Source organism: Azospirillum sp. RU38E (assembly GCF_900188385.1).
Taxonomy (GTDB): domain Bacteria; phylum Pseudomonadota; class Alphaproteobacteria; order Azospirillales; family Azospirillaceae; genus Niveispirillum.
In genome coordinates, this window is the sequence record NZ_FZOI01000012.1 from 137,525 (window position 1) to 152,180 (window position 14,656).

The window sequence follows — 14,656 nt, forward strand, 5'->3', positions numbered from 1 at the left end:
CTATGAGCCAACAGCCCCCCATCCCCAAGCGCCTGGCCCGTTTCGTTACCGAACTGACTCGGCTGCTGGAAACAAACCGGCCGGAGGCGGCCTTGCTGGATGCCGCCGCCCCGCTGCTGGGCGATCTGGTGGCCCAGGATGATTGGCTGCCCGAGGCCTATACCGTGCCGGACCCGGAACGATACCGGCAATTCCTGCTCTACCGCGACCCGCAGGCGCGGTTCTCCGTGGTCAGCTTCGTCTGGGGGCCGAACCAGGGCACGCCGGTGCATGACCATACGGTCTGGGGGCTGGTCGGCGTGCTGCGCGGGTCGGAAATCTCCCAGGGTTTCGCCCCCGGCCCGGCCGGGCCGCTGGTGACCAAGGGGCTGCCGCACCGGCTGAAGCCCGGTGATGTGGAAAAACTCTCCCCCCTGGAGGGCGATATCCACCGCGTCATCAATGCGGAATCCGACCGCACCTCCATCAGCATCCATGTCTATGGCGCGGATATCGGGGCGGTGCGGCGCTGGACCTATCCGGGCGACGGGCAGCCGCGCAAGCCCTTCATCTCCGGCTATTCCAACAATGATCTGACACCGCCCTTCACCCTTTCATCATATCGCCCGCTGGAGCTTGCCCGATGACCGCCCCCCGCACCGCCCTGCCCGCCGATATCAGGCTGGCCCTGCTGGCAAGGCAGGAAATCGCCCTGATCGATCTGCGGGAAGAGGATGCCTTTGCCCAGGCGCACCCGCTATTTGCCGCCAATTTCCCGCTGTCACGGCTGGAACTGGAAGCCTGGGACCGCATCCCCCGCCGGGACACCCCGATCGTCGTTTATGACGATGATGGCAGCCTGAGCGGGCGCGGCGTGGATGTGCTGGAACGGCTGGGCTATCTGGATGTGCGGGTGCTGAAAGGCGGGCTGGATGGCTGGCGTGCGGCCGGTGGGGAGATTTTCCGCGACGTGAATGTCCCGTCCAAGGCGTTCGGCGAACTGGTGGAATCCCGCGTCCATACCCCTTCCCTGCCCGCACCGGAGGTAAAGGCTTTGCTGGATAGCGGGGCCGATGTGGTGGTGCTGGATGCCCGCCGGTTTGAGGAATACCGCACCATGAGCATCCCCACCGGCATCAGCGTGCCGGGGGCGGAACTGGTGCTGCGCGCGCCGTTAATTGCGCCCGATCCAGCCACCACCATCATCGTCAATTGCGCCGGCCGTACCCGCAGCCTGATCGGCACGCAGTCGCTGCGCAATGCCGGCCTGCCCAACCCGGTCTATGCGCTGCGCAACGGCACCATCGGCTGGACACTGGCCGGGCAGACCCTGGAGCATGGCCAGGAACGCAGCTTCCCGGAAGCTGATGGGGAAGCGGTTGCCCAGGCCAAGGCACGGGCACGCGATGTCGCCTATCGCGCCGGGGTGCGCTGGATCAACCCGGCGGAACTGGCCGTGCTGGCCGCTGACCGCACCCGCACCACCTACCGGCTGGATGTGCGCACGCCGCAGGAATATGCCGATGGCCACCTGCCAGGCTTCCGCAATGCGCCGGGCGGCCAGTTGGTGCAGGAAACCGACCATTCCGCCCCGGTACGCGGTGCCCGGATCGTGCTGTTCGACACGCTGTCCAGCCGGGCCGACATGTCGGCTTCCTGGCTGGCGCAGTTGGGGTGGGATGTGCTGGTGCTGGAAAATGTGCCGGCAGACGCGCTGAACGAGGTTGGCCCCAACCGTATCCACCACCCCGATCCCGGCCATGTCACCCAGATCAGCGCGGATCATCTGGCCCGCCTGCTGGCCGAAGGGCCGGTGACGCTGCTGGATTTCGCGCCCAGCCCCGCCTATCGCCGGGGCCATATTGACGGCGCCCGCTTCATCATCCGCGCCCGGTTGGAACAGGATCTCTCCCCCGCCGATGTGCGCGGTGCCCTGGTGCTGACCTCCCCCGACGGGCTGCTGGCCCGGTTCGCGGCAGCAGAGGTGGCAAGCCTGACCGGCAAACCCCCGCTGGTGCTGGAAGGCGGCACCCAGGCCTGGGCCGCCGCCGGCAAGCCGCTGACCAGTGGCACCGGCGCGCCGCTTTCTGCCTTCGACGATGTCTATCGCCGTCCTTATGAGGGCACGGACAACCCGGTCAGCGCCATGCAGGCCTATCTGGATTGGGAATTCGGCCTGGTGGAGCAGCTCCGCCGAGACGGCACCCACGGTTTCTACGTCATTTGATCTGTGATTGGGGATCAACCATGTCACTGCGTCTCTATTATGCACCCGGCGCCTGTTCGCTCGCCCCGCATATCGCGCTGGCGGAAGCCGGGGCTGATTTTGATCTGGTCCGGGTGGTGCTGTCCGAAGGGGAGCAGCACAAGCCCGATTACCGCGCCATCAACCCACGCGGCCGCGTGCCCACCCTGCTGGTGGATGGCAAGCCGCTGACAGAGGTGCCGGCCATCCTGGCCTATCTGGCCCAGCGTTTCCCGCGGGCCAACTTACTACCGGCCGATCCCTTCGCCGCCGCCAAGGGGCTGGAGCTGGCAAGCTGGATCGCCAGCACCGTGCATCCCAGCTTCGCGCAGATTTTCCGCGGCGATCGCTTCACCGATGATGCCGCCGCCAAGGAAGCGCTGAAGACCGACGGGGCCATCCGCTTCCAGCGCCATCTGGCGGAGATTGAGGCCCTGTTCGCCGATGGCCGCCCCTGGATTTTGGGCGATACCTTCAGCGTCCTCGATGCCTATGCGCTGGTCGTCTATCGCTGGGCCCCCCGGCTTGCCATCGACCAGCAGAGTTTCCCCGGCTGGACCGCCCAGGTCCGCCGTCTCTACGCCCGCCCCTCCGTCCTGACCGCACTCGCCCAGGAAGGCCAGGCTCCCGAGCCCGCCTTCCAAGCCGCAGCCTGATAGATCAAGGAACCCAGCCATGAGCGTTGAATTTATCGGTTTCGTGAATACCCGTGAAGTATCCGAAATCCACCCGCCCCAGGGCGACCTGATCCAGTTGGATTATGTGCGCAAGGTGGCCAAGGCGCATGAGGATGGCGGCTTTGACCGGGTGTTAATCGCCTACCATTCCCGCTCGCCGGACAGTCTGGTGATCGCCCATCAGGTGGCAGCCCAGACCAGCCGGCTGGGCCTGATGGTGGCGCACCGTCCGGGCTTCATCAACCCCACCGTTGCCGCCCGCCAGTTCGCCACGCTGGATCATTTCAGCGGTGGCCGCGCCGCCGTGCATATCATCACCGGCGGCAGTGACGAGGAACTGCGCCAGGATGGTGACTTCACCACCAAGGATGAACGCTACGCCCGCACGTCGGAATATCTGGATATCGTCCGCCAGGAATGGACCAGCGACCGTCCCTTCGATTACCAAGGCAAGTTCTACAAGGTGGAACAGGCGTTCGGCGATGTGAAGCCGGTGCAGAAGCCGCATATCCCGATCTATTTCGGCGGCTCCTCCCCCGCCGCCATCGAGGTGGCCGGCAAGCACGCTGACATTTTCGCCCTGTGGGGGGAAACGCTGGAGCATGTGGGGGAAACCATCCGCGCCGTCCGCGCCTCTGCCGCCAAGCATGGCCGTACCATCCGTTTCAGCCTGTCGCTGCGCCCCATCCTGGCCGACACGGAAGAGGCGGCCTGGGCACGGGCGGAATCCATCCGCCAGCGCACCATCGAACTGCGCCAGAAGGCGGGCTTGCCCATCAGCGGTCACGCCCCGGCCAATGCCGGTTCCCAGCGCCTGCTGCAGACCGCAGCGCAAGGCGACCGGGTGGACAAGCGCCTGTGGACCGGCGTTGCCGCCGTGACCGGCGCGCAGGGCAATTCCACCTCCCTGGTCGGCACGCCCGAGCAGGTGGCCGAAGCCCTGCTGGATTATTACGATCTGGGGGTTTCCACCTTCCTGATCCGTGGTTTCGATCCCTATGAGGACGCGCTGCATTATGGCCGCGACCTGATCCCCGCCTTCCGCCGCCTGGTGGCGGAACGCCGCAGTCCGCCGCTTGCCGTGGCGAACTGAGGCATCCAGGCCCCGGGGCAAGGGTGGCGCCCCGGGGTTTTCCCTGAAGCAGACTGACGGCCCGCCGGATTTCCGGTGGGCCGCTTTTTGTGGGGGTAAAGGGAGTGTAGCACCTGCCGCTACCGTCACCCCGGCGAAGGCCGGGGTCCAGTTTCGTAAAGCGAAGCGCTGGCGGCCCTGGATCCCGGCCTTCGCCGGGATGACGGTAATGACAGTGAAATATATAATAATCAGATAAAACCCTACAGCCCTCGCAAACATAACCTTTTACCTTATGAAATATACTTATCCGTCCCACCCCATAAACTGCACGCAATCGAATTCAATTTCCGGTCAAAGACATGCGCTCCCGAATTTCCCTTTATACCGCCGGCCTGCTGGCCAGTTCCACCCTGTTCACCGCCCCGGCGCTGGCGCAACAGGTGCAGGTGGCGGAAACCTCCATACAGGATGCCATCATCGTCACCGGCGTGCGTGGCGGCAAGCCGCGGACCGTGGCGGACAGCCCTGCCCCCATCGATGTTCTGTCGGCTGAAGGGTTCCAGCGCGCCGGCCGGGCGGAACTGGGGGAGGCGCTGGCGGCCCAGCTTCCCTCCTTCAATTTCGGCACCAACGTCGCGGGCATCAATTCCATCGTCCGCCCGGTGTCCAACCGGGGCATGGGGCCGGCCTATACGCTGGTGCTGGTCAATGGCAAGCGCCGCCATAATGGCGCGCTGCTGACCAATGGCGGCGGCGATACCAGCGGCGTCAACCCCGTCGATCTGGACCTGATCCCCCTGTCGGCGGTGGATAGTTTTGAGGTGCTGAAGGACAGCGCTGCAGCGCAATATGGCTCCGACGCCGTGGCCGGCGTGGTCAATGTGAAGCTGAAATCCCGGCGCGAGGGCGGCCATATCGGCCTGACCTGGGGCAGCCTCTATGATGGCGAAGGCGACCTGGAGACCAAGAAGCTGGAGGCCGATTTCGCCCTGCCCCTGGGCGAGGAAGGCTTCATCCATGTCAGCGGCGATGCGCGCAAGCGCGGTCTGGCCTGGTGGAACTTCCCGGCCACCAATATCGTAGCCTATTCCCCCGCCAACAATCCGAAGAACGCCACCTGGAACCGTGACGGCGCCCATAATGGCGACCCGGAAGTCAAAGCCTATAACCTGTCCTATAATGCCGAACTGCCCTTGCAGAACGGCGTGACGCTCTATTCCTTCACCACCGGCGGGCTGCGGGAAACCGTGATCGGGAATAATTTCCGCCGACCCAATTCGGCGGCCAATATTGCCAGCCTGTTCCCCGATGGTTATTTCCCGCTGAACAATACGAGCGAAAACGACCTGCAATCCGTCTGGGGTGCCAAGGGTGAATGGGCCGGATGGGACTGGGATCTCTCCGCCTCCTATGGCCGCAACCGCAACCAGCAATATAGCGATTTCACCATCAACCCCTCGCTGGGGCCGTCCACCCCCACCCGCTTCGACAGTCTGGCCACCTATCAGTTTGAACAGAGTGTCGCGAACCTGGATGTAACGCGCGGGTTCGCGGTGGGGCTGCCGGAACCGCTGCAATTCTCCTGGGGGGCCGAGGGCAGGATCGACCGGTTTGCAACCTATGCCGGCGACCCGCGCGCGTCGGTCAATGGCGGCTATATTTTCAAACCCGGTGACCAGGAAGGAAACCCCAATGTCGGCAAGCCGGCCTCCGTGGGCGCGCAGGCCGGCGTCACCCTGTCCAAGGCGGATGAGGCGCGGCTGGTCCGCCGGTCGGTCGCCGGTTATGCCGATCTGGGCCTTTATCCGGTGAAGGACTGGTTCGTCGATGTCGCCGTGCGGGTGGAGAATTATGATGACAGTTCGGGCACCACGGCCGGCGGCAAGATCAATTCCCGCTATGATTTCAATGATATCGTTGCGGTGCGCGGGACGGTCGGCACCGGGTTCCGCGCGCCGTCGCTGACCCAGCTTGGTTATGCCCAGACCGATAACCGCACCAATATCGATGCCGCCGGCAATGTCGTGCCCAGCCTGTCCAAGCTGGCCCGTACCGGCAGTGCCCTGGCCGAGGCACTGGGCGGCAAGGATCTGGACCCTGAAAAGTCGGTGAATTTCGGCCTGGGCTTTGTGCTGCGCCCGCTGGATCAGGTGAACCTGACGGTGGATGGCTATCAGGTGAAGGTGACAGACCGCATCGTCCGCACCGGCTATCTTTATGGCCCCGCGTTGAACCGCTTGCTGCTGGCCAATGGCCTGTCGGGCACGGAATGGGTGCAATATTTCGCCAATGCCGTGGATACGCGCACGCGCGGCCTGGATGTGGTGGCCGATACCAAACTGGATCTGGATGCGTTCGGCGATCTGAAGCTGGAAGCGGCCTTTAACTACAACAAGACCAAGATCACCCATATTGCCAATACGCCATCCCAATTGCTGGGTCTGGGCAGCAATCCCGGTGGCAACCTGATCTTCTTCGGTCGCAGCGCCCAAGGCGACCTGACCGTCGCCAACCCGGAAACCAAGCTGATCCTGAGCGGCACCTGGACTTGGGATCGCTTCACCGTGGGGGGCCGCGTCACCCGCTATGGTTCCTATATCTGGCAGCGGACGGAGAATGTGGCGCAGGACGTGAAATTCGGCGCCAAATGGCTGACCGATCTGGATGTCGGTGTGGAACTGACCGACGGGCTGCGCGTCAATGTCGGCGCCAACAACATCTTCGATGTGCGGCCGGACAAGAACGGGCCGGGCGATCCGGTCAGCGGCGGTTTCTCCTTCTATTACGGTTCGCCCCCCTTCGCCCCCAGCGGCGGCACCTATTACGCCAGGATCAGCTATGATTTCTAAACCCGTTTCCCTGATCAGCCGCCGCGCCATCCTGGCCGGCGGTACCGGCCTGGCCCTTGCCACCGCCCTGGCCGGCTGTGGAAAGGGCGGAGATGATGGCGCGCTGGTGCTGGGTGATCAGGCCGGGCTGTTGCAGGCCAAGCTGAAAGCGGCTGGCCTGCTGGATAATCTGCCTTTCCCGCATAGCTGGGCCAATTTCGGCGGCGCCGCGCCCTTGTTCGAGGCGATTGCCGCCGGCGCGGTGGATACCGGCCCCGCCGGCGACACGCCCACCATCATGGCGGCCAGCCAGCAGGTGCCCATCCGCATCATCGCCGCCGCCCGGTCCGGCGGCGGCAATCTGGCCCTGCTGGTGCCGGCCAATTCCCCCATCCAGACTGTGCAGGAATTGCGCGGCCGCAGCGTGATCGTTTCCAGCGCACGGGGCAGCATCGCCCATCATTTGCTGCTGGCGGCCTTACGCGAAGTGGGCGTAGCGCCGGCCGAGGTGAAGATGGGCTTCATGCTGCCCAACGATGCCGCTGCCGCGTTTGAAGGCGGCAATGTCGAAGCCTGGGCCACCTTCGGCATTTACCAGGCGGTGGCAGAGGAGCGGGGGGCCCGCGTGCTGCGCAATGGCATCGGCATCAGTTCCGGCATCGGCCTGATCACCGCGTCGGTGAAAACCCTGGCCAGCCAGGCCAAGCGGGCATCATTGACGGTTTTTCTGGAAAGGCTGGCGACCGCCAACCGATGGGTGCTGGCCAACCTGGATGCCTATGCCGCCATCTATGCGCAGAAAACCGGCGTGCCGCTGGAAGTGGCGCAACTGGTGACCCGCCGCGAAGACCCGCGCCTGCAGGCCGCCGATGCCGGCATCGCGGCCGAGCTGCAAAAGGTGGCGGATGATTTCGCCGCCGAAGGGGTGCTGCCCGCCCCTGTGAATATTGCCGCCCTGATCGAACCGGGCCTGTTCAAGGGCTGACCCCAAGAAAGCCGGGGGGCACACATCTCCCCCCGGTTCTCATGATTGTCAAACCACTGACGTGACAAAATCCGCCGGGGCCCGGCGCACCTTTTTCAGCTTGGCCGCCCAGTCCCCCGCCTCATCGCGGTAGCCCAGCGGCATGATCAGCACGGACCGCAAGCCACGTTCGCGCAGGCCCAGAAGGACGTCCAGCTTATCCGGCTGAAACCCTTCCATCGGCGTGGCATCCACCCCTTCAAAGGCGGCCGCCGTGACGCCGATGCCCAGCCCGATATAGGCTTGCCGGGCCGCGTGCTGGAAATTGGCCTCCGCATCGCGGGCGCCATAGGTTTTCAGCAGTTGGGCGCGGTATTTCTCCCACCCTTCATTGGTGAAGCCGCGTTCGCTGTTCACCAGATCGAACATCTGGTTGATACGGGCCGGCGTGTAATCATCCCAGACGGCGAAGACCAGCAGGTGCGACCCTTCGGTGATCTGCGGCTGGTTATAGCCGACAGCGCGGATTTGTTCCTTCAGCGCCGGATTGCTGACCACGATGATGTCAAACGGCTGCAGACCGCTGGATGTCGGGGCCAGGCGGATCGCCTCCACAATCCGATCCACCGCATCGGCCGGCACCGGGCGGGCAGGGTCCAGTTTCTTGGCGGCATAGCGCCAGTTCAGCTTCTCCAGCAACAAAACAACTCTCCCCACGGGAACATGCAACAAGGTAGGGATAAAATAGGCCGCCCCATCAGGCGGAACCATAAAGTTATTTTAAACAATAACTTTAGCAGAAAACATCAAGGAAACTTCACCCGCCAAGCCATCAACTTTCCCCAAATGAAAGCTTGAGACTTCTGAATTTGTTAACGCTTATCCGCCCGCATACCATCACACCCAACCCAAGCTTCCCCCAAAATTTCCCTTCGTGATGGAGAGACCGCATGACTTCCCCCCGCCAGCTTCATCTGGGCGCTATTCTGGCCGGTGTCGGCACCAGCCATGATGATTGGCGCGACCCGGCCCTTCCCGGTGATGCCAGCATCAATATCGACTGGTATATCGAGGCCGCACGACAGGCAGAGGCGGCCAAGTTCGATCTGGTCTTCATTGTCGACAGCCCCTACATCACCAAGGAAAGCGCCCCGCATTTCCTGAACCGGCTGGAACCGCTGACGCTGCTGTCGGCCCTGGCCGTCTCCACCAGCCGGATCGGGCTGGTCGGCACGCTGACCACCTCCTATTGGGAGCCCTATAATGTCGCCCGCCAGTTCGGCTCGCTGGACAATATCAGCGGTGGGCGGGCCGGCTGGAACGTCGTCACCACCGGGCTGGAGGGGGCGGCGCGCAATTACAGCCGCGAGGAACATTTCGATCACGGCGAACGCTATCAGCGGGCGCGCGAATTTGTCGATGTCGTGCAGGGTCTGTGGGACAGCTACGAGGACGATGCCTTCCCGCGGGACAAGCAGGCCGGCATCTTCCTGGATAAGGACAAGCAGCACGCGCTGAACCACAAGGGCCGCTTCTTCTCCGTCGCCGGCCCGCTGGCCCTGACCCGGTCGCCGCAGGGCCAGCCGGTGATCTTCCAGGCCGGCGATTCCGATGCCGGCCGCACGCTGGGCGCCCTGATCGCCGATGCCACCTTCACCACCGCCGATAATTTCGAGGCGGCACAGGCCTATTATGCCGATCTGAAATCCCGCGCCGCCGCGCTGGGCCGCAACCCGGATGAGATTTTCGTGCTGCCCGGCCTGTCGGTTACCATTGCCGACAGCCAGGAAGAGGCGGAAAGGCTGCGTGCCGCCCAAGATGCCGATCTCAGCCTGGATAAGCTGCTGGTGCAGCTGGGCCGGCCGTTCAATTACCATGATTTCACGCAATATGATCTGGATGCCCCCTTCCCCGACCTGTCCCATGTCAGCCTGAACGGCTACAAGGGCCATGCCGAGCGCATCATCCGGGAGGCCAAGGCCGACAAGCTGAGCTTGCGCGAAGCCGCCTGGCGCTTTGGGCGCTGGCGGTCGGATTTCGTCGGCACGGGGGAACATGTCGCCGATCAGATTGAGCGCTGGTTCACCGGCCGGGCCGCCGACGGGTTCAATGTGCAGGTCACCAAGCCGCGCGATTTCGCCCTGTTCACCCAGAAGGTGGTGCCGATCCTGCAGCAGCGCGGCCTGTTCCGCACCGACTATACCACCCGCACCCTGCGCGGCCATCTGGGCCTGCCGGTGCCGGAAAACCGGCATACACGCGCCCGGCTGGCCCAGGCGGCGGAATAAGCGGAAAATCATGTGTCGGGCGGTACGTCGTCCGACACATGGTGCGCCGCAACAAAGACTTGCCATGCAGTCAATTTCCAGGTCATTCTATCGATACAAGGCCAATTAAAGGCCAAAGCCCCGTCACCGGCGGCACCTGTGAGGGTACTGTCAAGGATAACGGGGCTCTCGGGGTCGGATCAGTCATAGCCATCGGCGTTTCCAACGCCTGAATTCTATCACGCAGAAAAAAATTTCTGCGAATGACTGTCCGCGTCCATTTTCGGCTGCTTTCATCGCATTTTCATCGGCCGGAATGAAAGAACAATAATCCGATTTCTGTACAGAAGGGGTAAGAGATGACGTTCTATACCCGCCGGCTTCTGCCGGCGCTGTTGCTGGGGACTGTTGCCACCATCCCGGCCCTGGCCGATGACAGCGTGGCCCTGGAAGAAATCATCGTCACCGGCCGCCGCGTTTCCCAATCGGATGAGGCGATCGGTCTGGACAAGACCACCAGCACGGTGGCGGTAACGCGGGAAGCGCTGCTATCGGCGCCATCGGGTATTTCCGGCCTGAAGATGCTGGAAAACCTGCCGGGCTTCAATGTGCAGACCGACGGCGCGCTGGGGCTTTACGAATTCGGCAATTCCGTGCAGACGCGCGCCTTCAACCTGGACCAGATCGGCTTTGTGGTGGATGGCATCCCCACCGGGCGTAGCGATGCCTTTGGCGGTTCCCCCGTCTTCCGCTATGTCGATAATGAAAATCTGGGCGTGGTGGAGGCGTCCGCCGGGGCGGGTGATGTCAGCCTGCCCAGCTATTCCAGCCTGGGTCCGCTGGTGCAATATCGTTCCATCGCGCCGCAGGACGAGGCCGGGGTTTTTATCTCCCAAACCTTTGGGGAGGATAGCACGCGGCGCACCTTCATCCGTGCTTCGACCGGGCAGATCGGCCCGGTAAAGGCCTATGTCAGCCGCACCAAGCTGGACAGCGACCTGTGGCGCGGGGCCGGCACCATCGACCGCGAACATTGGGAAGCCCAGGCCCATGTCAGCTTGGGTGAAGAAAGCTGGGCCCGGTTGAAATTCGTTTCCAACGATTTCTTCGATTATGATTCCCCCACCCTCAGCCGGGCGCAATATCACAGCGGCAGCGATGTTGGCGGGAAAAGCGGGCGGGATCGCGGCTATATCCGGCTGGTGCCCAACAGCACGCCGGGCTTCACGCCGACCGTGGCCGGGGTGCCCTATTCCAACCCCAACTACACCTATGATTACGCGCTGGCGGTCAATATCCGCAATGACAAGCTGTATGGCGCCACCACGCATTTCGGCCTGTGGGAGGATGCCTGGCTGGAAAGCACGGCCTATTGGGAAGATAAGGACGGGTACGGGGTTTCCCCCGACGGCTATGCCAACAGCCTGTCACGCTATACCCCGCAAGCTGCCGTCGGCCTGCCGGTAACCGCCCCGCGCGGGGTGCAATATGGGCTGTCGGGCGTGGGCGGGGATCGCTATGGCCTGACCAGCAAGCTGCAAGCCAAGCTGGATAACCACACGCTGGAGGCCGGTTTCTGGGTGGAGCATGACAAGTATCACCGTACCCAGGCCCGCTATAACACGGTGGATGGCTCACCGGAGGCCGCACCCAACCTGAACGAACTGGTCTATCTGCGCCGCAACTATCGCTCCGAACGCGATACGATCCAGATTTTCCTGAAGGATTCCATCGCCCTGCTGGATGATAACCTGACGCTGGATATCGGCGCCAAGGGCCTGTTCCTGGATTATGATTTCAACGGCTACCGCGATTTTGCCGATTATTACCGGATCGTCGGTGGCCGGCCAGTGGCGGGCTATGGCCCGCAGCGCAACAGCGCCTCTTACAATGACGGGTTCCTGCCACAGGTCGGGCTGGTCTATCGGCTGGACGGGCGGACACAGCTTTTCGCCTCCTATTCGGAAAACATGGCCCTGCCCAAGGGCATGGATGATATTTTCGCCACCGCCCTGGCCAGCAGCAATGCCGCCGTCCCCGCGCCTGCACCGGAACGGGCCAAGAATGTGGAAATCGGTATCCGCACCAATCAGGCGCAATTCTATGCCGCCCTGTCGGGCTATTACACGCGCTTTGCCAACCGCATCCAATCCATCACCACCCTGCTGCCGGGCACGGTGGCGACGACGGAAACCTTCTATGCCAATGTCGGCCGGGTGGAGGCCTATGGCGCGGAGTTCACCGGCACCTTCAAGCCGGATTTCCTGAATAATTACGCCTATGCCAATTTCAGCGTCACCTATAACCATGCCACCTTCCTGGATGATATCCCGACCAGCCCGGTCACGCCGACATCCGGCCGCTTCATCCCCGACAGTGCGAAATGGATCATCGGCGGCGGCATCACGGTGGAGCCTACCGATTGGCTGGTGGCGAATTTCAGCGGGCGTTATGTCGGCAAACGCTGGTCCACCTTCACCAACACGCCCGGTTCCAGCCTGCCCGGCTATACGGTGTTCAGCGCCTATGTCGATGTCGGTGAAGGCTGGGATTATGGGCCGCTGAAGAACATCAAGGCCCGCGTCAATATCGACAATATCTTCGACAAGGATACGCTGTCCTTCATCTCTCCCGCCGTCAGCGGGGACGGCAATTTCCGCCCGCTCTCCCCGCGTACCATTCAGGTGACCATCTCCGGGGAGTTTTAAGCCATGCGCCGCCCGCTGAAACCCCTGCTGTTGCCGCTGCTGTTCACCTGTCTGCTGGCCCCGCCTGCTGCCCAGGCGGCGGACCCGCCGCCTGTGTCCGCCGCCACCCGGCAGCTGCATGAAAAGCTGCTGACCCTGGACGGGCATATGGATACGCCCGCCTCGCTGGATCTGCCGGACTGGTCGATCCTGGATGAACATCATGTGCATGATGATTACACCCAGGTCGATCTGCCCCGGTTGAAGGCGGGCGGGCTGGATGGCGGCCTGTGGGCCATCTACACCCCGCAAGGGCCACTGACGCCGGAAGGATATCGCGCAGCACGGGATTTCGCCGTGCTGCGCGGCCTGTCCATCCGGGAAATGGTGGCCGCATCGCCGGCGGATTTCACCCTGGCGACAAAGCCCGGCGATGCCGCCCCCATCGCCGCCGCCGGCCGGCGTGTCGTGTTCATCTCCATGGAGAACGCCTATCCGCTGGGCGAGGATATCAGCCTCGTCAATCTGTTCCACAAGATCGGGGTGCGGGTGATCGGCTTTGCCCATTTCGCCCATAACCAGTTTGCCGACAGTTCCACCGACCCGTCCGGCCAGCCGAAATGGGGGGGCCTGAGCCCGCTGGGCAAGCAGTTGCTGGCGGAACTGAACCGGCTGGGCATCGTGCCCGATGCCAGCCACAGTTCCGATACGGTGCTGGATGATCTGCTGGCCCTGTCGAAAGGGCCGGTACTGCTGACCCATTCCGGCTGCAAGGCCGTCTATGATCATCCGCGCAACATCGATGATGACCGGCTGCGCGCCCTGGCCGCCAAGGGTGGCGTCATCATGATGAATGCCTATGGCGCCTATCTGCGTGCCGCCAAACCCAACCCGGAACGGGAAAAGGCCCAGCGCGCCCTTTACACCAGTTACCGCGAAGGGGTCCGGGATGCCGCTGCCCGCACGGCGTTCCTGGAAAAAAGGCGGGAGATCGACAGGCTCTATCCGGATACCGATCCGCCCAGCTTTGATGATTTCATGGCCCATCTGCTGCACGCCTTGAAAGTGGTGGGGCCGGACCATGTGGGCATCGGGCTGGATTGGGATGGCGGCGGCGGCACACAAGGGATGGAGGATGTCGCCGCCATCCCCCGCATCACCGCCGCCCTGCTGGCCGCCGGCTACAAGGAAGCGGACCTGGCCAAGATCTGGTCCGGCAATCTGCTGCGGGTAATGGCGGCCAATCAGGCCTTGGCCCCTGACCGGTAACAAGGACCGAGACGGGGCCGTACAGCCACGTCTTATGAGGGGCCGTCTGAACAGTTTTTATTGATTGTCAAAGCTATGCTGTATCCTCACCGTCACCCATGCTGCGGCCTGGGCGACGGTGAGGCTGAAAGCATATGTGCATAATATATTGAAATAAAATAAAAATTTCTCAACAGGCACTTATACCAATCTCCCTTGATCGTGACCGATCCAGGGAGATTTTGCGTTCCCTCAAACGCCGGGCGGGCGCATCCGCGCCCTTGGCTCACGCCGCTACCAAGCGGCGGGCCGGCGGTCGCCGGCCTCCAATCCGCCAAGGGTCAAACCCTCGGCGGATTGGTATTATACTCATGGGTCATGATAGAAGTGCGTTGTTGCCGGCAGACGTCGTGGCTGCTGATGCCACCGGACAGAATATGTTCAGCCCCGTTGCGGCAGATCGAAAATCGCGCTGACCGGCAGAATGGAACTGAACTGGCGCGATGCGGGGCCAATCCGGACCTTTCACGCCATGCCGGCATGGCCTGCCCATCGCGGCGTCAGATCAAATGGCAACCGCATGGGCTGTCCACCCTGTGGATTTTGTAAAAATCATCGCCAAAACGCCCTTTCGAATAGGTTCTAATCCCGGCGAACAGTTTCTGCCCCAACCCTTGTTTTCCGCC

Annotated in this window: 10 protein-coding genes; 9 read left to right on the forward strand and 1 reads right to left on the reverse strand. The window is 63.1% G+C overall.

Annotated elements, in window-relative coordinates; genetic code table 11:
• Positions 1–2: 2 nt before the first annotated feature.
• The 6 genes from CHB97_RS18240 to CHB97_RS18265 all read left to right on the forward strand — a co-directional run bounded on the left by CHB97_RS18240 (position 3) and on the right by CHB97_RS18265 (position 7,789).
• Positions 3–626, forward strand: a complete 624-nt coding sequence (locus CHB97_RS18240) for a cysteine dioxygenase (protein WP_089289426.1) — start codon at positions 3–5, stop codon at positions 624–626.
• Positions 623–2,206, forward strand: a complete 1,584-nt coding sequence (locus CHB97_RS18245) for a rhodanese-like domain-containing protein (protein WP_089289427.1) — start codon at positions 623–625, stop codon at positions 2,204–2,206. Before CHB97_RS18240 ends, CHB97_RS18245 begins: the two co-directional genes overlap by 4 nt.
• Before the next feature lie 20 nt (positions 2,207–2,226).
• Positions 2,227–2,880, forward strand: coding sequence for a glutathione S-transferase family protein (locus CHB97_RS18250; protein ID WP_089289428.1), 654 nt, complete (start codon positions 2,227–2,229; stop codon positions 2,878–2,880).
• A 19-nt stretch (positions 2,881–2,899) separates the two neighbouring features.
• Positions 2,900–3,994, forward strand: a complete 1,095-nt coding sequence (locus CHB97_RS18255) for an LLM class flavin-dependent oxidoreductase (protein WP_089289429.1) — start codon at positions 2,900–2,902, stop codon at positions 3,992–3,994.
• 341 nt (positions 3,995–4,335) lie between these two features.
• Positions 4,336–6,825 carry a TonB-dependent siderophore receptor gene (locus tag CHB97_RS18260; protein WP_089289430.1) on the forward strand — a complete coding sequence of 830 codons (2,490 nt, stop codon included), beginning with the start codon at positions 4,336–4,338 and terminating at the stop codon, positions 6,823–6,825.
• On the forward strand, positions 6,815–7,789 hold the full coding sequence (locus tag CHB97_RS18265; protein ID WP_089289431.1) for an ABC transporter substrate-binding protein: 975 nt from the start codon (positions 6,815–6,817) through the stop codon (positions 7,787–7,789). Before CHB97_RS18260 ends, CHB97_RS18265 begins: the two co-directional genes overlap by 11 nt.
• A 48-nt stretch (positions 7,790–7,837) precedes the next feature.
• Here the strand turns inward: CHB97_RS18265 and CHB97_RS18270 are convergent, their stop codons facing one another.
• Positions 7,838–8,467, reverse strand: coding sequence for an NAD(P)H-dependent oxidoreductase (locus tag CHB97_RS18270; protein WP_244559604.1), 630 nt, complete (start codon positions 8,465–8,467; stop codon positions 7,838–7,840).
• Between the two features lie 251 nt (positions 8,468–8,718).
• Here CHB97_RS18270 and CHB97_RS18275 point away from each other — a divergent pair, with 251 nt between their 5' ends.
• From CHB97_RS18275 to CHB97_RS18285, 3 genes are all read left to right on the forward strand, one after another.
• Positions 8,719–10,056, forward strand: a complete 1,338-nt coding sequence (locus CHB97_RS18275) for an LLM class flavin-dependent oxidoreductase (protein WP_089289433.1) — start codon at positions 8,719–8,721, stop codon at positions 10,054–10,056.
• Between the two features lie 338 nt (positions 10,057–10,394).
• Entirely contained in the window at positions 10,395–12,743 is a 2,349-nt protein-coding gene (locus CHB97_RS18280; RefSeq protein WP_089289434.1) for a TonB-dependent receptor, read from the forward strand.
• 3 nt (positions 12,744–12,746) lie between these two features.
• The gene (locus CHB97_RS18285; RefSeq protein WP_089289435.1) at positions 12,747–13,991 is read left to right on the forward strand and encodes a dipeptidase; all 1,245 of its coding nucleotides are present in this window, start codon (positions 12,747–12,749) and stop codon (positions 13,989–13,991) included.
• Positions 13,992–14,656 lie beyond the last annotated feature (665 nt).